Here is a 22096-nt window from a genome sequence, read left to right on the forward strand (position 1 = left end):
GCCCCTCACCCCACCCGGACAACCCATGTTCAAGGGCGTACTACTCGGCTTTGCCTGCTACGCGGCCTATGCGATCAGCGACGCCTTCGTCAAATCACTGCACGGCACGCTGCCGGCGTTCGAGGCGGTGTTCTTCGGCGCGGCGATGGGTCTGGTGGCGATCCCGTTCATCCGCAAGCCGGGCGACCGCTGGCACGAGGTTTTCATGGCCAACCGCCCTTCGCTGTGGTGGATTCGTGCGGTCACCGGTGCCATCTGCAACGTGTCGGCGGTCGTGGCATTCACCCATCTGCCGATGGCCGAGACCTTCGCGCTGATCTTCCTGATGCCGATCTTCGTCACGCTGCTGTCGGTGGTGTTCCTCAAGGAACACGTGGGCTGGCGGCGCTGGTCGGCGGTCTTCGCCGGCTTCGCGGGGGTGCTGGTGGTACTTCGGCCCGGCTTCCGCCAACTCGGCGTGGGCCACTTCGCGGCGATCGCCTGCGGCATGGCCGGGGCGGTCTCGGTGGTGGCCCTGCGCATGGCCGGTGCTCACGAGAAGCGCATCAGCCTGTACGGCGCCGGGGTAATCGGACCGCTGGTGGCGGGCGGCCTGCTGATGCTGCCCTCGTTCACCTGGCCCGCTCTGCACCAGTGGTGGCTGCTGGCCGGCTACGGCCTGCTTGCCGGGCTGGCGGGCGTGCTGCTGATGCTCGCCACCCAGCTCGTCCCCGCCAATCGCGTGGCGCCGACCCAATACAGCCAGATGTTGTGGGCGATCGGCTTCGGTTACTGGCTGTTCGGCGACACGCTGGACTGGCCGATGCTGGTCGGCATCGTGCTGATCCTGGGAGCCGGGCTGTTCACGCTGGTGCGCGAGGAGCAGGTGACCGGCTGGTGGCGGCGGATGAAGCTGGTGTCCTGACGCCGGAGCGCCGCTATCTGCCCCGGCCCAGATCCGAGAGCAGCTCCACCTGCAGTTCCTGGATGCGCACCAGCCGTTCCCACTGGTGCGACAGCAGGTGGTCGACCTTCTCGTGCAGATGCCTGATTTCCAGCTCGGCCTTGAGGTTGATCTTGTAGTCGTGCTGCGACCGCAAGCGATCCTTCGCCTCCTGCCGGTTCTGGCTCATCATGATGACCGGCGCCTGCACCGCCGCCAGGCACGAGAGCAGCAGGTTGAGGAAGATGTAGGGGTACGGATCCGGCGGACGACGCCAGAGCACGAACGAGTTGAGGCCGATCCAGCCGAGCAGGAACAGGGCAAAGAAAGCCAGGAAGGTCCAGCTTCCGCCGAAGGTCGCAATACGGTCGGCCAGGCGTTCGCCGAAGCTCCACTGGCGATCGAATTCGCGCTCGATGTCGGTGGAAACCAGTTCGTGTTCGCGCAGGCTGCGCAGCACTTCCTTTTCGAGCGAGCTGAGCTCGCCCTTCTCCGATTCCAGCAGGTCATGCACGTAGGCAGCGCGGGCCTTGGCCAGGTCGGCATGGCACACGGCCCTGTCGGAGCTCCACCCGGGCGTCGTCTTGGCGAGTTCCTCCCCGACCTCCGGCCGCACCAGTTCGCCTGGCACGAGTTCGCGCGCCGGAAACGCCCGGCCGCAGATGGCGCAGGTACCCATCGTGTGCTTGCCCACCGCCGTATCCTCCGGTTTCCCGGCGCGAGCCTAGCACCGGTGCCGAGCCACGGTGCTTCAGCGTTGGCTTGCCTGCCCAGGGAAGCTCAGCGTGTCATGGGCCGGTTCGGCCAGCGACGACTGCTGCGGTGGTGGGCCTGACCTCATATCCCTGCCAGTGGAACCTGCAGATGAGGTGGGCGCCGCGGGGATTCCGACAGACGAGCCCGCGCGCGAATCTCGGCCATCGCCTGGCTGGATGGAGGCACTCTGCAATGCAGGAGGCCATGGCCTCGCCGGCCACAGGCGACTAGCGATTGCTGACACCGTGCGGCACGTGGCCGGTGGCGACGTGCTTGCGGGCCGACTCCACGTTGGCCGGCGAGTCGTCAAAGAAGATGTCGGCACCGAAGGCGTCCAGGAACGGGCCCTTGTCGCGGCCGCCCAGAAACAGCGCCTCGTCGATGCGCACGCCCCAGCGACGCAGGGTGAGGATCACGCGCTTGTGCGCCGGCGCCGAGCGGGCGGTGACCAGGGCGGTGCGGATCGGCGAGTCCTCCGCGGGGAACGCCGTCTGCAGCCGGTGCAGCGCGGTGAGGAAGCCGCGAAACGGGCCGACCGAGAGCGGCTCGCCCGCCTGTTCGGTCTCGCGGCGATGGAACGCCTCCAGGCCCTCCTCGCGGGAGACGCGCTCGCCCTCGTCGCCGAAGATCACCGCGTCGCCGTCGAAGGCGATCCGCAGCTGCTCGCTGGCGCGCGGCGGCGCAGTGCTGGGCAGGATGGTGGCGGCGGCCACGCCGGCGGCCAGTGCGCGGCCGACATCCTCGGCGTTGGCCGAGAGGAACAGGTCCGCCTTGAACGGCGCGATGTAGTCCGAGGTGGGCGCGCCGCTGGTGAAGGCCGCGCGGCTGATTTCCAGGCCGTAGTGCTGGATCGCGTTGAAGATGCGCAGGCCGGTGTCGCCGGAATTGCGCGAAAGCAGGATGACCTCCACCGGGGGCTTGTCACCCGCCAGCTTGTTGAGCCCCAGCAGCTTCTGCACCAGCGGGAAGGCCACACCGGGCTTGAGGAGCTGGTCCTCGTGCTCGATCTGGAAACGGCGGTAGGCGTCCAGGCCATCGCGCTCGAACAGCGCATGGCTGTCGCCCAGGTCGAACAGCGCGCGCGAGGAGATGGCAACGACCAGGCGGTTGTCGGTGCTGGCGCTGGGGTCGTGGGCACCGGGGTCGTGGGCGTCGGGGGTGGTCATGGGGGCAATCTAGCAAAGGCGGTGGGTGGGTGTACGGCAAGGCCTCCCCCATCCGCCTTCGGCACCTTCCCCCGCAGGCGGGGGAAGGCTCGCGTTGAGAGATCCGGCGGGTTCTTCCCCGCAAGCGGCGCATTTAGAGAGCCGGCGGGTTCTTCGCCGCAAGCGGGGAAGGCTCGCGCCGTGAGCCGCCGCACCTCCCCATCTACGGCGGGAAGGTCCGGATCGCCAGATCCACCAGACCCTTCCTCCGCCTGCGGGGGAAGGTGCCCGGAGGGCGGATGGGGGAGGCCTTGCGGGGAACCGCCCTACTCCGCGGCGAACTGCTCGTCCAGGATCCGTTGCTCCAGGTTGTGCTCGGGATCGAACAGCAACTTCACCCCGCACTCGTCCGCCTGGCAGATCTTCACCGTGCGCACGTTGCGCACCTCCAGGAAGTCGGCCGTCGCGCTGACCGGGCGCTTGCCCGGTTCGAGCACGCGCAGGGTCACCAGCGTGCGGTGCGGGAGGATGGCGCCACGCCAGCGGCGCGGACGGAACGGGCTGATCGGGGTGAGCGCCAGCACGTTCGCGTCCAGCGGCAGGATCGGGCCGTGGGCGGAGAGGTTGTAGGCAGTGGAGCCCGCTGGTGTGGCGACCATGATGCCGTCGCAGACCAGCGCGGGAAGCTTGACCTCGTCGTTGAGCTTGACCTCCAGGTGCGCGGCCTGGTTGGTCTGGCGCAGCAGCGAGACCTCGTTGAAGGCCAGCGCGAACTGCTCGTTGCCGTCGGCGTCGGTGGTGCGCATCTGCAGCGGATACAGCACGGCGGCGTGTGCCCGCTCGATCCGCCCGGGCAGGTCGTCGATCTGGTGCTTGTTCATCAGGAAACCGACCCGGCCGAGCTTCATGCCGTAGACCGGCAGGTCGAGCGCGCGGTGCGCATGCAGGGTACGCAGCATGAAGCCGTCGCCGCCCAGCGCGATGATCACCTCGGCCTCCAGCGGCGGCAGGTCGCCGTAGCGTTCGGCCAGTTTGCGGCGGGCCTGCTGGGCGACGGCAGTGTCGCTGGCGACGAAGGCGAAGCGCATGGGCATCCGGCGTGACGAGGGATGCTTCGAGCTTAGCGCAGCGGCGGGCGAATGTAGGAGGGCACGGGGACGTGCGCTCCTGCGAAAGACCCGCTCCCTCCCCTGTTTGCAGGGGGGGGGTTGGGGAGGGGGCTCTTCGCTCCGTGCCGCCTAACCCCTTCCCCACCTCCCCCTGCACGCAGGGGGAGGAGCCCATCCCATCAACCCACCGGCACCTGCGCCAGTTGCGCCAGGCGACGGACCGCCACCGAGGCGATCGGGTAGTCCGCGTTCTGGGTCAGGATCTCGGCGAGCATGCTGCGGGTGTAGTTGAGCGTGGCATCGTCGCGCTGCAGCCACGCCTGCACCGGCGAGACGTCCTTGCGGTCGCCGGCCAGCGCCAACACCTGCTGGGCCAGTGCGCGATGCTGGTGGTTGAGCTCGTCCAGCAGCGAACCGCGCGCCTGCGCATGCCAGTGGCCTTCCACCGGCAGCGCCTCGATCTGGCCGCGCAGCCACTCCAGGTCCAGCGTTTCGCCCAGTTCGTAGAACACGCGGGCGACGGTAGTGATCGGCTGCCCGCTCTGCTGGGCGACTTCGCACATGTCCAGCACCGCCCGCAGCACCGGCATGCGGGCCAGCCGCACGGCCAGCGCCTTGGGCACGCCCAGGCCTTCCCACTTCTCGCAGCTGAGCTCGAAGTCGGCCTTGCCGGTCGCGGTCAGTACGTCGGGCAGGCCCTGGCGCAACGCGGTGACACCGGCCTGGTAGCGCTCGACGTTGGCGGCGATGTCCAGGCTGGCGCCGGGGCGGTTGAGCAGCCAGCGGGTCATGTGCCGCAGCTGCGACCAGATCTGCATGATCGCGTCGATCTGGGTGTCCTCGGCGACCTTGCCGTCGAGCGCCTCGATCTCGGCCCACAGTTCGCGCGCATCGAGGATCTCGCGAGCGGCGGTGTACGCCTTGGCGATCGATGCCGGCCCCTGCCCCGTGTCCTCCTGCATGCGCATCATGAAGGTGGCGCCCATGCGGTTGATCGTCGAGTTGGTCACCGCGGTGGCGATGATCTCGCGCTTCAGGCGATGGCGCTGCATGTTGTCCGCGTACTTCTCGTGCAGCGGCTCGGGGAAGTAGCGCACCAGCTCCTTGGACAGGTACGGATCTTCCGGCACGTCCGACTCGAGCAACTGCTGGAACAGCTTGATCTTGTCGTAGGACAGCAGCACCGAAAGTTCCGGCCGGGTCAGGCCCTGGTGACGCGCCTTGCGCTCGGACAGCTCCGCGTCGGAGGGCAGGTTCTCGACCTGGCGGTCGAGCAGGCCCTGGGCCTCCAGCTCGCGGATGAAGTGCGCCATCGAACCCAGCCGCTTGACCGACTGGTGTTCCATCAGGGTGATCGCCTGGTTCTGGCGGTAGTTGTCCCACAGCACCAGTTGCGCGACCTCGTCGGTCATCGCGGCGAGCTGCTTGTTGCGGCCTTCCTCGGTCAGCTCGCCGCGGCGAACGGCGTCGTTGAGCAGGATCTTGATGTTCACCTCGTGGTCGGAGGTATCCACGCCGGCGGAGTTGTCGATGAAGTCGGTGTTGAGCAGCACGCCGTGCTGCGCCGCCTCGATGCGGCCCTTCTGGGTGAAGCCCAGGTTGCCGCCCTCGCCCACCACCTTGCAACGCAGCTCCGCGCCGTTGATGCGCAGCGCGTTGTTGGCGCGGTCACCGACGTCGGCGTTGGTCTCCTGCGAGGACTTCACGTAGGTGCCGATGCCGCCGTTCCAGAGCAGGTCGACCGGCGCCTTGAGGATCGCGCTCATCAGCTCGTTGGGGTTCAGCTGGGTGACGTCGTCCTTCAGGCCGAGCGCGGCACGCACCTGCGGCGACACCGGGATCGACTTGGCGCTGCGCGGGTAGACGCCACCGCCCTCGGAGATCAGCGACTTGTCGTAGTCCTCCCAGCTCGAGCGCGGGATATTGAACATGCGCTGGCGCTCGGCAAACGACTTCGCCGCATCCGGGTTCGGATCGAGGAAGATGTGGCGATGGTCGAACGCGGCCAACAGGCGGATGTGCTCCGACAGCAACATGCCGTTGCCGAACACGTCGCCGGACATGTCGCCGATGCCCACGCAGGTGAAGTCCTGGCTCTGCGAGTCACGGCCGAGCGCGCGGAAGTGGCGCTTGACCGATTCCCAGGCGCCCTTGGCGGTAATGCCCATGCCCTTGTGGTCATAGCCGTTGGAGCCACCGGAGGCGAACGCGTCGCCGAGCCAGAAGTTGTGCTCGATGGAGATGGCGTTGGCGATGTCGGAGAACGTCGCGGTGCCCTTGTCGGCCGCGACCACCAGGTACGGATCGTCCTGGTCGTGGCGCACCACCTCGTGCGGCGGCACCACCTTGCCCTCGACCAGGTTGTCGGTGATGTCGAGCAGGCCGTTGATGAACATCTTGTAGCAGGCGATGCCCTCTGCCAGCTGTGCATCGCGGTCGCCGCCGACCGGCGGGCGCTTGACGAAGAAGCCACCCTTGGAACCGACCGGCACAATGACCGTGTTCTTGACCATCTGCGCCTTGACCAGGCCCAGCACCTCGGTGCGGAAGTCCTCGCGGCGGTCCGACCAGCGCAGGCCGCCACGGGCGACCGCGCCGAAGCGCAGGTGGATGCCTTCCACGCGCGCGGCCGAGACGAAGATCTCGCGGTACGGCACCGGCTTGGGCAGCTCGGGCACCTTGTGCGAATCGAACTTGAAGCTGATGTACGGACGGTAAGCGCCGTCCCACTGCTGGAAGAAGCTGGTGCGCAGCGTGGCGCGGATCACGCCCAGGAAGCTGCGCAGGATGCGGTCGTCGTCGAGGCTGGAGACGTTCTCCAGCAGGGTGGCGATGGCCTCTTCCAGGATCGCCACCTGCTCATCGCGCGGACGCGAGAGCATGCCGACGAGGTTGTCGACCAGCGCCGGCTGCGCGCCCTGCACGTTGCCCGGGATCAGCACGCGCATTTCGGCGTCGAGCAGACCGCCGGCGGTCTTCAGCTCGTCGGCAGAGAGGCTCTCGCGGCGCGGGTCGAACTTGGCGTTGAACAGCTCCACCAGCAGACCGGCGATGGCCGGATAGCGGTTGAGCGCGTCTTCCATGTACGCCTGCGAGAACGACACGCCGGTCTGCAGCAGGTACTTGCAGTAGCCGCGCAGCATGGCGACCTGGCGCCAGTTGAGCTTGGCGCCCAGCACCAGCCGGTTGAAGCCGTCGTTTTCGGCATGGCCGCGCCAGATCTGCTCGAAGGCGTCTTCGAACAGCGAGCCGACCTGCTCCACGGTGAACGTCAGGTGGCCGACCGGCTGCACCTCGAAGTCCTGGATGAACAGCGGCGTGCCGCCGGTGCGCACGTCATAGACATGCTCGGTCAGCACGCGCAGGCCCAGGTTCTCGAGCTGCGGCAGCACTTCGGAAAGCGCAATGTCGCTACCGGAGCGGTAGACCTTGAAGCGCAGTTCGTCCGGTCGCTGCGGCGGGTGGTAAAAGGACATGCGCACGGCATCGTCGCCCTCGAGCTGGGAGAGCTCGTAGACGTCCTCGGCCGCGACCTCCGGACTCACCTCGTCGACGTAGCCGACCGGCAGCGACTTTACGTAGCGGTTGGCCAGCACCACGCCTTCATGGTCGCCACGGGCCTGCACCAGCGCGTCGCGCACGTCGTCGTGCCAGTTGCGCACGATCGCGGCGACGGACTGCTCGAGCGCAGCGCTGTCGTAGGTCGCGCGGTCGCCGATCTTCGGGCGCACCACCACGTGGAGGCGGGCCAGCGCGGCCTCGCCCATCAGCACCGCCGAGTCGACGTGCTCGCCATGCAACGCGTCGCGCAGCAGGTTCTCGATGCGCTCGCGCACGGTGGTGTTGAAGCGCTCGCGCGGCACGTAGACCAGGCAGGTGTAGAAGCGGCCGTAGCGGTCGCGGCGCACGAACAGGCGCGTGCGGGCGCGCTGGCGCAGGTCCAGGATGCCGAAAGAGATGCCGAACAGCTCGTCCTCGCTGCTCTGGAACAGCTCGTCGCGCGGCAGCGTCTCTAGGATGTGGCGCAGCGACTTGCCCGAGTAGGAATCGCGCTTGAGGCCCGAGCGGCACAGCACGGCTTCGACCTTCTGGCGCACCAGCGGCACGTCCTGCGGACGGGCCATGTAGGCATTGGAGGAGAACAGGCCCAGGAAGCGCTGCTCCGCGACCGGCTTGCCGTTGGCGTCGAACTTGAGCACGCCCACGTAATCCATGTAGCCGGGGCGGTGAACGTGCGAGCGGGCGTTCGTCTTGGTGAGGATGATCGCGTCGGTCGAACCCGACTGCGGCAGCTCCGAGGCAACCAGGCTGCGCAGCGAACGCGGCGCGACGGAGCGCTCGCTGCCGCGCAGGATGCCCAGGCCCGAGTCGTCGATGGCGCGCAGCACTTCTTCGCCGTCGGCCTCGGTCACTTCGTATTCGCGATAGCCCAGGAAGGTGAAGTTGTCGTCGGCCAGCCAGCGCAGGAACGCCGAGGCCTCGCCCACCGCGCTCTCGCCCAGCGGCAGCTTGCGCTGCGGCAGGTCGGAGGCGATCGCCAGCGCCTTGTCGCGCATGGTCGACCAGTCCTCGACGGCCACGCGCACGTCCTCGAGCGCTGCTTCCACGCGCGCCTTGAGCGCGGCCTGCGCCGCCTCGTCGGCCACGCGATCGACCTCGAAATGCATCACCGATTCGGGCTTGCCGCCCTCGCCGCCCAGCTTCTGCAGCTGCCCCTTGGCGTCGCGCGTGGCGTTGACCACCGGATGGATCACGCCGTGGATCTGCAGATCGTCGGAGGCAACCATGCTTACCGTGTCGACCAGGAACGGCATGTCGTCGGTGACGACCTCGAGCACGCTGCGCCCGGCATGGCCGCGCTCGGGATTGAACACGCGCACCTTGGCGCGGCCCGGCTCACGCTGCTGGACGAATTCCAGCAGTCCGCCGATCAGCCCGGCCCACTCGGCCGGGGTATGCAGGTCCACGTCGCTGTGCGCCATCCGCGCGAAGAAGGCGCCGATAAAAAATTGCGCCTCATCAAGGCGCCCGGTCGCAAAGCCGCTTTTCTTCAGTTCCTCGAAGACAGCCGGGGGAACCGTGCTGTCGCTGGTCGCGCGAATGGCATTCATGGCATCTGCTTGTCAGTGGAAACGAGTGGTGCCCACGCTGGGGAGGCGTAAAGCCCGAAAAGGATACGCCTCGCGTCAGGGCGATTCCACCGATGAGGCCACTACTGGCGGGCTGTCGGGCACGCGCATGCGGTGCCGATTCAAGGTGTACATGCGCGCTCGCGCATCGACGGCGCCACCGTGCGGTCGCGCACGGAAATCTCTGCCGCGCGAACCCTGCGCGAGCCGCGGCTTTGTCCACACTCCTGTGCCATAAGCAAGTCTTGGCCGCGGCGGCTGGCAAAATGTAAACTCGCCGGTATAGTTGCGCGTTTGAGCCGGCGCCTGCCCCACCGCCGGCACGTCGTGTCACGACCACTGGCACTGGTCGGTCACGTCGGCGCCCGTATGCTCGCCGGCTTCCCCGCCGCGTCCCAGATCACGCCTCATAAGAATGGAGTTCCCATGAAGTCCACGACAACGCGCACCCTGGCCCTGTGCCTCGGCATGCTTGCCCTGGCCGCCTGCGGCGGCAAGGACCAGCCGCAGGGACAGCAGCAGATGCCGCCGCCGCAAGTGGGAGTGATCACCCTCAAGGCGCAGACCGTGCCGCTGACCAAGGATCTGGTCGGCCGCCTGTCGGCCTTCCGCCGCGCCGACGTGCGCGCCCGCGTGCCCGGCGTGCTGCTCAAGCGCACCTACGACGAAGGCACCGACGTCGAGAAGGGCCAGCTGCTGTTCCAGATCGACCCGGCGCCGCTGAAGGCGACGCTCGGCGCGGCGCAAGCCAGCCTGGCGCAGGCGCAGGCGAGCTATACCAATGCCAAGGTAACGGCCAGCCGCGCGCGCGAGCTGGCCCCGAAGGGCTACGTCTCCAAGGCCGACCTGGACAACGCGCTGGCGACCGAGCGCAGTGCGGCGGCCGCCGTGCAGCAGGCGCGCGCCTCGGTGCAGTCGGCGCAGATCAATCTCGGTTACGCCGACGTGCGCTCGCCGATCGATGGCCGCGCCGGCCAGCAGCAGGTCACCGAAGGCGCGCTGGTCGGCCAGGGTGAGGCCACGTTGCTCACCACCGTCGAGCAGATCGATCCGCTGTACGTGAACTTCAACATGAGCGTGTCCGAGCTCGAGCAGCTGCGCCAGGCGCAGGGCCAGGGCAACGTGTCGCTGGCGGTCGCCGGCAAGAGCGACAAGAACGCCAGCGTGCGCGTGACCCTGCCCGACGGCAGCACCTATGCGCAGCCCGGCACGGTCGACTTCTCCTCGACTTCAGTCGACCCGGCGACCGGCGCGGTGTCGCTGCGCGCGCGCATCCCCAATCCCGAGCACACCCTGCTGCCGGGCATGTACGTCACGATCGAGGCCTCGCTGGGCCAGCGCCACAACGTGTTCGTGGTGCCGCAGGCGGCGGTGCTGCGCGACACCGTGGGTGCGTACGTCTACGTGGTCGGCCCCGATGGCAAGGTCGCCCGCCATGACGTCACCACCGCTTCCATGCAGGGTGGCAACTGGGTCGTCACCAGCGGGCTGAAGGCCGGCGAGAAAGTGATTGTCTCGGGCGTGCAGAACGTCAAGGAAGGCGCCCCGGCCAACCCGTCCCCGTGGCAGCCGCCGGCCCCGGCCGGCCAGGCGCCGGTAGCCGCCAAGGCGCCGGCCGCCGCCGCGACCGCGCGCGGCAAGTAACGGAGCGACCTCATGCCGAGTTTCTTCATCGACCGCCCGATCTTCGCCTGGGTGGTGGCCATCCTGATCTCGCTGGGCGGCGTGCTGGCCATCCTCAACCTGGGCGTGGAGTCCTACCCCAACATCGCGCCGCCCTCGGTGACGGTGAGCGCGTCTTACCCGGGCGCCAGCGCCGAGACCACCGAGAAGGCGGTCACCCAGGTGATCGAGCAGCAGCTGACCGGCATCGATCACCTGCTGTACTTCAGCTCCTCTTCCAGCGCCAGCGGCCGCGCCAACATCACGCTGACCTTCGAGAGCGGCACCGACCCGGACATCGCCCAGGTGCAGGTGCAGAACAAGGTCTCGCTGGCCACGCCGCGCCTGCCCTCGGAAGTGACCCAGCAGGGCGTGGTGGTGGCCAAGGCCAACTCCGGCTTCCTGATGGTGGTGGCGCTCAAGTCGGACAACCCGAACATCGACCGCGACCGGCTGAGCGACATCGTCGGCACGCAGGTGCTGGACCAGATCGCCCGCGTGCCGGGCGTGGGCAGCACCAACCAGTTCGGTTCCGAGTACGCCATGCGCATCTGGCTCAACCCGGACAAGCTGCACGGCTACGACCTCTCGGCAACCCAGGTACTGGATGCGATCCGCGCGCAGAACGTGCAGTTCGCCGCCGGCTCGATCGGCGCTGACCCGGCGCTGCCCGGCCAGGGCTTCACCGCCACCGTCTCGACCGAGGGCCGCTTCACCAGTCCGGAGCAGTTCGCAGGCATCATCCTGCGCGCCAACCCTGACGGCACCACCGTCAAGCTCGGCGACGTGGCCCGGATCAGCTTCGGCCCCGGCAGCTACGGCTTCAACACCACGGTGGACGGCAAGCCGATCGGCGCCTTTGCGATCCAGTTGCTGCCCGGCGCCAACGCACTCAACGTGGCCACGGCCGTGCGCAGCAAGATGGACGAACTGGCGCCCAGCTTCCCGCCCGGCGTGACCTGGTTCAGCCCGTACGACAGCACCACCTTCGTGAAGATCTCCATCGACGAGGTGGTTCACACGCTGATCGAGGCGATCATCCTCGTCTTCCTGGTGATGCTGCTGTTCCTGCAGAACATCCGCGCCACCATCATCCCGACGCTGGTGATCCCGGTCGCGCTGCTGGGCACCTTCCTGGGCATGCTGGTGCTGGGCTTCACCATCAACCAGCTGACGCTGTTCGGCATGGTGCTGGCCATCGGCATCGTGGTCGACGACGCGATCGTGGTGATCGAGAACGTCGAGCGCATCATGACCGAGGAAAACCTCTCGCCGAAGGACGCCACGCGCAAGGCGATGGGCCAGATCACCGGCGCGGTGGTGGCCATCACGGTGGTGCTGACGGCGGTGTTCGTGCCCTCGGCCCTGCAGCCGGGCGCCACCGGCATCATCTATCGCCAGTTCGCCCTGACCATCGCCGTGTCGATGGCGTTTTCGGCGTTCCTCGCGCTGTCGTTCACGCCGGCGTTGTGCGCGAGCTTCCTAAAACCTGAGCACCACAAGAGGAAGAACGTCGTCTTCCGCAAGTTCAACCAGTTCTTCGACTGGACCACGCGCACCTACACCGGCCACGTCGGCAGCGCCGTGCGGCACGCGCCGCGCTGGATGTTCGTGTTCGTGCTGGTCGCGGTGCTCGCCGGCTTCCTCTACACCCGCCTGCCCGGCAGCTTCCTGCCCGAGGAAGACCAGGGCTACGCGATGTCGGTGATCCAGCTGCCGCCGGGCGCCACCAAGCAGCGCACCGAAGAGGTGATGGGCGAGATGCTGGAGATCCTGAAGAAGGATCCGGCGGTCGACACCGTGCTGCAGGTCGCCGGCTTCAGCTTCATCGGCTCGGGCGAAAACGCCGGCATGGCCTTCATCAAGCTCAAGGACTGGTCCGAGCGCGACGTGACCGCCGCAGAGTTCATCCAGCGGGCCAACGGGGCGCTGTTCCAGATCCACGATGCGCGCATCTTCGTGGTGAACATCCCTACGGTGCAGGGCCTGGGCCAGTTCGGCGGCTTCGACATGTACCTGCAGGACCGCGCCGGTTTCGGGCGCGACGCGCTGACCCAGGCGCGCAACACGCTGCTGGGCAAGGCCAGCCAGGACCCGGTGCTGACCGGCGTGCGCCCCAACGCGCTGGAGGACGCGCCGCAGCTGCATCTGGACGTCGACCGCGTGCAGGCGCAGTCGATGGGGCTGTCGGTGGGCGACATCTACAACGCCATTGGCCTGATGCTGGCGCCGGTGTACGTCAACGACTTCACCTACGGTGGCCGGGTCAAGCGCGTGATCATGCAGGCCGATGCGCCCTACCGCATGAGCCCGGACGCGCTGCAGCACTTCTTCACCCCGAGCAGCTCGCAAAACACCGCCGCGGGCACGCCGGAGATGATCCCGTTGTCCAACGTGGTGCACGCCGACTGGCAGATGGGCTCACCCTCGCTCAACCGCTACAACGGTTACGCGGCGGTCGAGATCGTCGGCTCGCCCACGCCAGGGCACGCCTCGGGTGAGGCGATGGCCGAGATGGAGAAGATCGTCAACCACGACCTGCCGCAGGGCTACGGCTTCGACTGGACCGGCCAGTCCTACCAGGAAATCCTCTCCGGCAACGCCGCCACGCTGCTGATGGTGCTGTCGATCGTGATCGTGTTTCTGGCGCTGGCCGCGCTCTACGAGAGCTGGTCGATCCCGGTCTCCGTGCTGCTCGTGCTTCCCCTGGGCTTGCTGGGTGCGGTGGTCTTCACGCTGTTGCGCGGGCTGCCCAACGACATCTACTTCAAGGTCGGCCTGATCACGGTGATCGGCCTGGCGGCGAAGAACGCGATCCTGATCGTGGAGTTCGCGGTCGAACAGCAGGCCCACGGCCGTACGCTGCGCGAAGGCGTGATCGAGGCCTCGCGCCTGCGCCTGCGCCCGATCCTGATGACCTCGCTCGCGTTCGTGCTCGGCGTCTTCCCACTGTTCATCTCCAGCGGCGCCGGCGCCAACGCCCGCCACGCGATCGGCACCGGCGTGATCGGCGGCATGCTGTTCGCCACGTTCCTTGGCGTGTTGCTGATTCCGGTGTTCTACGTGGTGGTGCGCCGCCTCCTGGGCGACAAGCTCGATGGCAACGGTCCCGCGCAGCCCGGCATCGGCCACGGCCCGCACACGTTCGACTCCGATCCGCGCCGCGGACACTGATGCCCTGCCCCCCTCCCCCTCAGGGGGGAGGGCTGAGGCAAGGGGTGGGGGCCCGCCTCACGACTGAGAAAGAAAAAGCCCGGGCGATGCCCGGGCTTTTTCTTTGGGAGGCACGCCACAGGCGCCAAGACGCAGCAAAACGCCGAAGAGCGACCAAGCATCTGGCGTCACAGGCACCCCGCGAGCCTCGGCCCCTCACCCCAACCCTCTCCCCGGAGGGGAGAGGGAGCCAAGTGCGAAGCTCCCGCACCCGAACGCGCAAGCCCTCTTGCCTCAGCTCCCGAGCGCCCGCGGTAAAGCGGCGGCAGCTCCTCTAAGAGCAAGCGACTGACCAAGCAAAGCGCGCAGGCGCCTAGCTTTTTAGCCACCCCGGGCTTAGCCGGGCCATTTCTTTGGTTACTTTCTTTGGGCCAGCAAAGAAAGTGACCCGAGCGCTGGCAGGCGATCGGAAGCCCGCCGCAGGCGAGCCAAGTCGCGAAGAGACCACGCAAGAACGACAACCAAAGCGTCCCAATGCGGGAAGCATGCCCGCGAGCCCGCCCCTTCACCCCAACCCTCTCCCCGGAAGGGAGAGGGTGGCAAAAACTCAGCGCAGGCCGGTCTCGTTGCGAGCGATCACGATACGCTGGATCTCGCTGGTGCCCTCGTAGATCTCGGTGATTTTGGCATCGCGGAAATACCGCTCCAGCGGCATCTCCTTCGAATAGCCCATGCCGCCATGGATCTGCACCGCCTGGTGGCTGATCCACATCGCCGCCTCCGACGCGGTGAGCTTGGCGATCGCCGCCTCGGTGCCGAAGCGGCCATCGTTCTTCTCCGCCTCGCCCTTGGCCCACGCCGCACGCAGCGTCAGCAGCGTGGCCGCGTCCAGCTTGCACTTCATGTCGGCGATCTTGGCCTGGGTCATCTGGAACGTGCCGATCGGCGCGCCGAACGCCTTGCGGTCGCGCGACCACTGCAGCGTGGCTTCATAAGCGGCGCGGGCGATGCCCACGGCCTGCGAGGCGATGCCGATACGGCCCGCATCGAGCACGCCCATCGCGATCGCGAAGCCCTTGCCTTCCTGGCCCAGCAGGTTTTCCTTCGGGCATACGTAGTCGTTGAACTCGATCTCGCAAGTGGCCGACGCACGGATGCCCAGCTTCGGCTCGGTCTTGCCGGCCAGAAAACCCTTCTTCTGGGTATCGATGATGAACGCCGACACGCCCTTGGCACCGATGCCCGGCGTGGTGATCGCGAACAGCACGATGTAGCGCGCGACGGGGCCGGAGGTGATCCAGCTCTTCTTGCCGTTGATCACCCAGTCGCCGTCGGCGTTCCTGGTCGCACGCGTGTGCATGGCCGAGGCATCCGAACCGGACTGCGGCTCGGTCAGCGCATAGGCACCGATGGCCTCGCCCGAGGCGATGGCACGCACGTAGGTCTGCTTCTGCTCCTCGGTGCCGTGCTTGAGGATGCCGTTGCAGAACAGCGAGTTGTTGACCGACATGATGGTCGAGGTGGCGGCGTCGGCCGCGGCGATCTCGATCATCGCCAGCACGTAGGCGATCGGGTCCATTCCCGCGCCGCCGTACTCGGTCGGCACCTCGATGCCCATCAGGCCAAGCTGGCCCATTTCCTGGATGTTCTCCAGCGGGAACTGGCCCTTGGCGTCCAGCTCGGCCGCCACCGGCGCGATACGCTTCTGCGCGAAATCGCGGGCGATCGACTGGATCGAGAGCTGGTCTTCGGTGAAACGGAAATCCATGGGCGGCTCCAAGGCTTGGCGAAGCCCGCTAGTTTAACCGACCCTCATGCACGCCCGTAGTGGCCTGCAGCCCACCGGTCTCTGTGCGTCATACGGGCCGGCTGGCTGAAGCTGACACTGCATCGCCGGCGCGCGCTCTTGACGGGCATGCGATCGCCGCCTAGCCTACCCATCTCTGCATCGCGATAAAAGGATGGAAATGGATCTGGCGACCGCCTCAGGCGTCCTGCGCCTGCTGGCCGATCCCACCCGCGTGCGCCTGCTCGCCCTGCTGGAGCGCGAGGAACTGACCGTGGCCGAGCTGGCGCAGGTGCTGCACCTGGCCCAGCCGCGCGTGTCCACGCATCTGGCCAAGCTCAAGGAAGCGGAGCTGGTTCGCGACCGCCGTGCCGGCGTGTCGGCCTATTACCGGGCCAACAACGAAGGTGGCTCGCACCAGCACGCGGTGCTGCACTCGCTGCGCGAGAGCATCGACGACGCCCTGCTCCGCGAGGACGCCGCGCGCCTGCCATCGGTGCTGGCCAGTCGCGCCCGCGCCGAAGGTTGGGCGGACACCGTCGCCGGTGACATGGAACGCCACTACTCCCCTGGGCGCACCTGGGAGACGCTCGCCCGCTCGCTACTGCAGTTGCTGGAAACCGGCGACGTGCTGGACATCGCCTCGGGCGACGGCATCACCGCCGAGCTGTTGGCACCGCATGCCCGATCGATCGTCTGCGTGGACTCGAGCGAGCGCGTGGTCGCCGCGGCCGCGCAGCGCCTGCAGGCTTTCCCGAACGTGGAAGTGCGCGAAGGTGACATGCACGCGCTGGATCTCGGCGAGCGCCGTTTCGACCTGGTGCTGATGTTGCACGCGCTGACCTATGCCGAGCGCCCGGCCCAGGCCGTGGCCGAAGCCGCCCGCCTGCTGCGCAACGGCGGCCGGTTGCTCGCCGTGACGCTGGGCAGGCACGCCCACCGCACCGCGGTCGAGCCGTTCGATCACCGCAACCTTGGCTTCACCGGCGAGGAGCTGTCGCGCCTCGCCACCGACGCCGGCCTGACCGTTTCCAGTTGCGTGCGCCTGAGCCGCGAGCGCAAGGCGCCGCATTTCGAAGTGGTCAGCCTGCTGGCCCGCAAACCGTAAACCGATCCTTCCCCCGCGCGGGGGAAGCTGCCCGAAGGGCGGATGGGGGCAACCGCCTCGCACCCGCACAGTCGAGAAAAACATGACCACCCTGCCCTGGCTCCATCCCGACCGCGTCGCCCCGCTCGAACAGGCCTTGCGCGAGCGCATCCTGATCCTCGACGGCGCGATGGGCACCATGTTGCAAGGCCATGCGCTGGACGAGTCGGGCTTCCGCGGCGAGCGCTTCGCGAACGGCCACGACACCCGGCATGACCATGCCCATCCGGGCGGCTGCGACCTGAAGGGCAACAACGACCTGCTCTCGCTCACCCGCCCGGAGCTGATCCGCGGCGTGCACGAGGCCTACCTCGAAGCAGGCGCCGACCTGGTCGAGACCAACACCTTCAACTCCACCCGCATCAGCCAGGCGGACTATCACCTCCAGCACCTGGCGTACGAGCTCAACCTGGAGGGCGCCCGGCTGGCGCGCGCTGCCTGCGACGCGTACACCGCCAGGACGCCCGGCAAGCCCCGCTTCGCCATCGGCGTGCTGGGACCGACCAGCCGCACCGCCTCCCTGTCGCCGGACGTCAACGACCCGGGTTTCCGCAACGTCACGTTCGAGGAACTGGCCACCGACTACCGCGAATCGGCCGCCGGCCTGATCGACGGCGGGGCGGACATCGTGATGGTGGAAACCATCTTCGACACGCTCAATGCCAAGGCCGCGCTGTTCGCGCTGTCGGAGCTGTTCCGCGAGCGTGGCGCACGCGTCCCGGTGATGATCTCCGGCACAATCACCGACCGCTCCGGCCGCACGCTCTCGGGCCAGACCGCCGAGGCGTTCTACTACTCGATCGCCCACGCCCGCCCCTTGGCGGTAGGCCTCAACTGCGCACTCGGTGCCGCCGACCTGCGCCCGCACGTGCAGACCCTGGCCGACGTGGCCGACTGCTACGTCAGCACGCACCCCAACGCCGGCCTGCCCAACGCCTTTGCCGAATACGACGAAACGCCCGAACAGATGGCCAGCGTGGTGGCGAGCTTCGCTCGCGATGGGTTGCTCAACCTGGTGGGCGGCTGCTGTGGCACCACGCCCGCGCATATCGCGGCGATCGCCGAAGCGGTGCGCGGCTGCGTGCCGCGGCGGTTGCCTATGGCCTCGCGGGAAGCCGCGTGAATATCCGGAGCCCGCTCCCTCTCCCCTCCGGGGAGAGGGTTGGGGTGAGGGGCCACTCTAGCGATGGTCCAGCACCAATGCCCGCTCTTTTAGCCGTTCCCGCAAGCGCCGCCCCCTCACCCCGGCCCTCTCCCCGAAGGGGAGAGGGGGCACAAGAAAAAGCAGAAGCAAACGCATGACCACCATCCGCCACACCCGCCTCTCCGGCCTCGAACCGCTGGTTCTCACGCCGGACCTGCTCTTCGTCAACGTCGGCGAGCGCACCAACGTCACCGGCTCGGCGCAGTTCAAGAAGCTGATCAAGGAAGACCGCTACGAGGAGGCGGTCGAGGTCGCGCGCCAGCAGGTCGCCAACGGCGCGCAGATCATCGACGTCAACATGGACGAGGGCCTGATCGACTCCGAGGCAACGATGGTGCGCTTCCTCAACCTGATTGCCGCCGAGCCGGACATCGCGCGTGTGCCGGTGATGGTCGATTCGTCCAAATGGAGCGTGATCGAAGCCGGCCTGCGCTGCCTGCAGGGCAAGGGCATCGTCAACTCGATCTCGATGAAGGAAGGCGAGGAAGCCTTCCTCGAACAGGCGCGCAAGGTGCGCCAGTACGGCGCCGCCGCGGTGGTGATGGCGTTCGACGAGGAAGGCCAGGCCGATACCTGCGCGCGCAAGGTGGAGATCTGCTCGCGCGCCTACGCCCTGCTCACCGGGCAGCTCGACTTTCCGCCCGAAGACATCATCTTCGACCCGAACATCTTCGCCATCGCCACCGGCATCGAGGAACACAACAACTACGCGGTGGATTTCATCGATGCCACCCGCGAACTGAAACGACGCTTTCCCGCCTGCCACGTTTCCGGCGGCGTGTCGAACGTCTCGTTCTCCTTCCGCGGCAACAACGTGGTGCGGGAGGCGATCCACTCGGTGTTCCTGTACCACGCCATCAAGGCCGGCATGGATATGGGCATCGTCAACGCCGGTGCGTTGGCGATCTACGACGATCTGGATTCCGAGCTGCGCGAGCGGGTCGAGGACGTGGTGCTCAACCGCCGCGCCGACGCCACCGAACGGCTGCTGGAGATCGCCGACCGCTACAAGGCCAGGAAGGGCGAGGTGGTGGTGGAAAGCCTCGCCTGGCGCGCCAGGCCCGTGCGCGAACGGCTCGCCCACGCGCTGGTCCACGGCATCGACCAGTACGTGGTCGAGGACACCGAGGAAGCGCGCCAACAGTGCACGCGCCCGCTGGACGTCATCGAAGGCCCGTTGATGGACGGCATGAACGTCGTCGGCGACCTGTTCGGCGCCGGCAAGATGTTCCTGCCGCAGGTGGTCAAGTCCGCCCGCGTCATGAAGAAGGCCGTGGCCTACCTGCTGCCCTACATCGAAGCGGAGAAGGCACGCACGGGCGACACCGGCAAGAGCAACGGCAAGATCGTGATGGCCACGGTCAAGGGCGACGTGCACGACATCGGCAAGAACATCGTCGGTGTGGTCCTGCGCTGCAACAACTTCGACGTGATCGACCTGGGCGTGATGGTGCCGGCGCAGAAGATCCTGGACACCGCGATTGCCGAAAAGGCCGACATGATCGGCCTGTCCGGCCTGATCACGCCCTCGCTGGAAGAGATGGGCCACGTTGCCCGCGAAATGCAGCGCCAGGGCTTCAGCGTGCCGCTGCTGATCGGCGGTGCCACCACGTCGCGTGCACACACCGCGCTCAAGATCGAGCCGCACTACAAGTCACCGTGCGTGTGGGTTAAGGACGCCTCGCGCGCGGTCGGCGTGGCGCAGTCACTGGTCAGCAAGGACCTGGTCGACGGCTTCATGGCAAAGATCCGCGCCGAGTACGCCGAGGTGCGCGAGCGCCACCGCCACCGCGGCCCCGGCAAGCAGCTGGTGCCATTGGAAAAGGCCCGCTCGCAGCGCTTCACCTGCGACTGGGCGAACTACGACCCGCCGCAGCCGGCCCGCCCGGGCCTTACCGTGTTCGACGACTACGACCTGGCGGAGCTGCGCGAGTACATCGACTGGACGCCGTTTTTCCAGGCATGGGAACTGGCCGGCCATTACCCGGCGATCCTCACCGACGAGGTCGTGGGGTCCCAGGCGACCGAACTGTTCAACGACGCGCAGAAGATGCTCGACCGCATCGTCGCCGGCAAGTGGCTGACCGCGCGCGCCGTCATCGGCTTCTGGCCCGCTGCCAGCGTCGGCGACGACATTGAACTGGACGTGCTCCCTCTCCGCCCGGATGGGGCTGGCCTGAGGGGCCAGGGCTTGCCGGAAACGACGGCCGCGGCGGCTGCGGCAAAGGTCATGCTCCACCACCTGCGCCAGCAGGCCGACAAGCCGGTCGAACGCCCGAACCTCTGCCTGTCCGACTTCATCGCGCCAAGGGAGCACGGCAAGCGTGACTGGATCGGCGGTTTCGCGGTCACCGCGGGCCTGGGCATCGAGCCGCACCTGGAGCGATTCCACGCCGAGCACGACGACTACTCGTCCATCATCCTCAAGGCCCTCGCCGACCGCCTCGCCGAAGCCTTCGCCGAACGCATGCACGAACGCGTGCGCCGCGAGTTCTGGGGCTACGCACCTGACGAAACGCTGGACAACGACGCCCTGATCGCCGAGACGTACCGGGGCATCCGTCCGGCCCCGGGATATCCCGCCTGCCCCGACCACACCGAGAAGACCATCCTGTTCCGCCTGCTCGACGCCCGGGCCAACGCAGGCATCGAGCTCACCGAGGGCTTTTCGATGTACCCGGCCGCGGCCGTCTCGGGCTGGTATTTCTCCCACCCGGGCAGCCAGTATTTCGTGGTCGGCCGCCTGACCCGCGAGCAGGTCGAGGACTACGCCCGGCGCAAGGGCTGGAGCCGCGAGGAGGCCGAGCGCTGGCTCGCGTCCAACCTCGACTACGACCCGGACTAGAGCCTGCCGGGCGCCCCTCGGGCGCGACCGTAGCAGGTCGCGCCGGGGACACGCGGCTAGATCAGCAACTGCGGGCACCCGGCGGGCACCCGGCGCGCCCGTGTCCGCCGGCGGAACGCCCTCAGGCCTGGTCGCCGGCGATGCTGTTCCGGCGGTGGCGCATGTGCACTACCAGGTTGTAGACCGACACGAACACCGGGAAGAAGTTGGAGAGGATTCCGACCGAGTCGTTCTTGCCCACGGTGAAGTACGCAAGCAGCAGTGCGCTGCCGACCACCGACAGCCACCAGAACGACAGCGGCATCACCACCCGCTTGTACTTGCGCGTGTAATACAACTGCACGAACCAGCGGCTGGTGAACATGAAGGTGCCGGCGAAACCGACCAGCTTCCATGGCGTCAGTTGGAAGTGCTGCAGCGCGTGCAGGATGGGAGCGAGAAGTTCCATGGGGTCGGCGCCTGCCTGAAAGGCGGGCATTCTACCGAACGCCACCCGAAGCCGACGTGCCCATTGACCGCGCCCGCGAGGGTCCGTATAGTTGCGCGCTCTCGGGCGATTAGCTCAGCGGTAGAGCACTGCCTTCACACGGCAGGTGTCGCAAGTTCGATCCTTGCATCGCCCACCACGCTGTAGACCATTGATTCCAATGGAAAAAGAGGCTCCCAACAGGGGGCCTTTTTTGTTGCCTGTAGCCGAGGAACGTGCACACTCTAGCCCCCTCGTGCACACCGTTCAATGTGAACGTGTGAAGCGTGCACACTCCCCCAGTGTGAACACCTAGCCCTCAGCCCTTGCCTCACCTTGCGTGAGACCTGCCTAGTTGAGGCAGTAGGTCACTACGTTCCCCTGTCGCTACGCTCCAGCGTCTACCGCTGAGCTAATCGCCCTACGCCTAGGACGCTCATAGAAGCTCTCAGAGAGGCACACGCCCTAGCCCCTAGGACTTGCTGGGGAGAGGACTAGGCTACGCTCACAGCGGCGGATTGTTCCCTTCCATGTGGGGGGAGCAGGGGGGCATGGGGGTACGCTATATACTGAATTGCGGGTAAGAATTTTCTAGGGAAAATTAGCTGGTCCGGCTTACGGCCTGCTTAAGCTGCGGGCTACTCTCGTAAGCTCCCCCGTCAAGCAGACACTTCAAAAGTAGAACGACTGGCGGCTTGTTGGCGGTACTCGGCGGGTGTCAGATCACCGAGCGATTCGTGGGGGCGTTGCTCGTTGTAGTCGAGCATCCACC

Annotated in this window: 13 protein-coding genes and 1 tRNA gene; 7 read left to right on the forward strand and 7 right to left on the reverse strand. The window is 67.4% G+C overall.

All coding sequences use genetic code 11. From position 1 onward, the window contains the following. Positions 1-25: 25 nt before the first annotated feature. Complete coding sequence (locus ACFWZU_RS12780; RefSeq protein ID WP_439701916.1) at positions 26-904, forward strand: DMT family transporter; 879 nt, start codon at positions 26-28, stop codon at positions 902-904. A 13-nt stretch (positions 905-917) separates the two neighbouring features. Here ACFWZU_RS12780 and ACFWZU_RS12785 read toward each other — a convergent pair whose 3' ends face one another. The 4 genes from ACFWZU_RS12785 to ACFWZU_RS12800 form a co-directional block, all read right to left on the reverse strand. Further along, entirely contained in the window at positions 918-1616 is a 699-nt protein-coding gene (locus ACFWZU_RS12785; RefSeq protein WP_439701918.1) for a DUF1003 domain-containing protein, read from the reverse strand. Between the two features lie 289 nt (positions 1617-1905). Then, positions 1906-2844: a 5'-nucleotidase gene (locus ACFWZU_RS12790; RefSeq protein ID WP_439701920.1), complete on the reverse strand. Its 939-nt coding sequence runs from the start codon at positions 2842-2844 to the stop codon at positions 1906-1908. A gap of 305 nt (positions 2845-3149) precedes the next feature. Further along, positions 3150-3911 (reverse strand): NAD kinase, encoded by a 762-nt coding sequence (locus ACFWZU_RS12795; RefSeq protein WP_439701922.1) that lies wholly within the window; start codon positions 3909-3911, stop codon positions 3150-3152. A 200-nt stretch (positions 3912-4111) separates the two neighbouring features. Next, on the reverse strand, positions 4112-9043 hold the full coding sequence (locus tag ACFWZU_RS12800; protein ID WP_439701923.1) for an NAD-glutamate dehydrogenase: 4932 nt from the start codon (positions 9041-9043) through the stop codon (positions 4112-4114). 444 nt (positions 9044-9487) lie between these two features. Between ACFWZU_RS12800 and ACFWZU_RS12805 the strand changes: the two genes are divergently transcribed. Together ACFWZU_RS12805 and ACFWZU_RS12810 are read left to right on the forward strand one after the other, a co-directional pair. After that, on the forward strand, positions 9488-10705 hold the full coding sequence (locus ACFWZU_RS12805) for an efflux RND transporter periplasmic adaptor subunit (protein WP_439701925.1): 1218 nt from the start codon (positions 9488-9490) through the stop codon (positions 10703-10705). A gap of 12 nt (positions 10706-10717) precedes the next feature. Then, complete coding sequence (locus ACFWZU_RS12810) at positions 10718-13897, forward strand: multidrug efflux RND transporter permease subunit (protein WP_439701927.1); 3180 nt, start codon at positions 10718-10720, stop codon at positions 13895-13897. 586 nt (positions 13898-14483) lie between these two features. Here ACFWZU_RS12810 and ACFWZU_RS12815 read toward each other — a convergent pair. Further along, entirely contained in the window at positions 14484-15644 is a 1161-nt protein-coding gene (locus ACFWZU_RS12815; protein ID WP_439701929.1) for an acyl-CoA dehydrogenase family protein, read from the reverse strand. 199 nt (positions 15645-15843) lie between these two features. Here ACFWZU_RS12815 and ACFWZU_RS12820 point away from each other — a divergent pair, with 199 nt between their 5' ends. The 3 genes from ACFWZU_RS12820 to metH all read left to right on the forward strand — a co-directional run bounded on the left by ACFWZU_RS12820 (position 15844) and on the right by metH (position 20858). Then, a complete protein-coding gene (locus tag ACFWZU_RS12820; RefSeq protein ID WP_439701931.1) occupies positions 15844-16770 on the forward strand; it encodes an ArsR/SmtB family transcription factor in 927 nt (308 codons plus the stop codon). 82 nt (positions 16771-16852) lie between these two features. Next, positions 16853-17932: a homocysteine S-methyltransferase family protein gene (locus ACFWZU_RS12825; protein WP_439701933.1), complete on the forward strand. Its 1080-nt coding sequence runs from the start codon at positions 16853-16855 to the stop codon at positions 17930-17932. A gap of 175 nt (positions 17933-18107) precedes the next feature. Next, on the forward strand, positions 18108-20858 hold the full coding sequence (gene metH / locus ACFWZU_RS12830) for a methionine synthase (protein WP_439701935.1): 2751 nt from the start codon (positions 18108-18110) through the stop codon (positions 20856-20858). A gap of 121 nt (positions 20859-20979) precedes the next feature. On the opposite strand, the gene ACFWZU_RS12835 is transcribed toward metH, so the two are convergent. Then, a complete protein-coding gene (locus tag ACFWZU_RS12835) occupies positions 20980-21306 on the reverse strand; it encodes a lipid-A-disaccharide synthase N-terminal domain-containing protein (protein WP_439701937.1) in 327 nt (108 codons plus the stop codon). A gap of 103 nt (positions 21307-21409) precedes the next feature. Between ACFWZU_RS12835 and ACFWZU_RS12840 the strand changes: the two genes are divergently transcribed. Further along, positions 21410-21484: transfer RNA gene (locus ACFWZU_RS12840), tRNA-Val, on the forward strand. A 499-nt stretch (positions 21485-21983) separates the two neighbouring features. Here ACFWZU_RS12840 and ACFWZU_RS12845 read toward each other — a convergent pair. Beyond that, the coding region (locus ACFWZU_RS12845; RefSeq protein WP_439699801.1) for an integrase core domain-containing protein at positions 21984-22096 on the reverse strand (113 nt) is incomplete at its 5' end.

Source organism: Frateuria sp. GZRR33, assembly GCF_051900425.1.
Classification (GTDB): Bacteria; Pseudomonadota; Gammaproteobacteria; order Xanthomonadales; family Rhodanobacteraceae; genus Frateuria_A.

Excerpts from the sequence above, each read along its gene's own strand:
- ACFWZU_RS12780 (WP_439701916.1), top strand. The coding sequence starts at position 26 with ATGTTCAAGGGCGTACTACTCGGCTTTGCCTGCTACGCGGCCTATGCG.
- ACFWZU_RS12790 (WP_439701920.1), bottom strand. The coding sequence starts at position 2,844 with ATGACCACCCCCGACGCCCACGACCCCGGTGCCCACGACCCCAGCGCC.
- ACFWZU_RS12795 (WP_439701922.1), bottom strand. The coding sequence starts at position 3,911 with ATGCGCTTCGCCTTCGTCGCCAGCGACACTGCCGTCGCCCAGCAGGCC.
- ACFWZU_RS12800 (WP_439701923.1), bottom strand. The coding sequence starts at position 9,043 with ATGAATGCCATTCGCGCGACCAGCGACAGCACGGTTCCCCCGGCTGTC.
- ACFWZU_RS12805 (WP_439701925.1), top strand. The coding sequence starts at position 9,488 with ATGAAGTCCACGACAACGCGCACCCTGGCCCTGTGCCTCGGCATGCTT.
- ACFWZU_RS12810 (WP_439701927.1), top strand. The coding sequence starts at position 10,718 with ATGCCGAGTTTCTTCATCGACCGCCCGATCTTCGCCTGGGTGGTGGCC.
- ACFWZU_RS12815 (WP_439701929.1), bottom strand. The coding sequence starts at position 15,644 with ATGGATTTCCGTTTCACCGAAGACCAGCTCTCGATCCAGTCGATCGCC.
- ACFWZU_RS12820 (WP_439701931.1), top strand. The coding sequence starts at position 15,844 with ATGGATCTGGCGACCGCCTCAGGCGTCCTGCGCCTGCTGGCCGATCCC.
- ACFWZU_RS12825 (WP_439701933.1), top strand. The coding sequence starts at position 16,853 with ATGACCACCCTGCCCTGGCTCCATCCCGACCGCGTCGCCCCGCTCGAA.
- metH (WP_439701935.1), top strand. The coding sequence starts at position 18,108 with ATGACCACCATCCGCCACACCCGCCTCTCCGGCCTCGAACCGCTGGTT.
- ACFWZU_RS12835 (WP_439701937.1), bottom strand. The coding sequence starts at position 21,306 with ATGGAACTTCTCGCTCCCATCCTGCACGCGCTGCAGCACTTCCAACTG.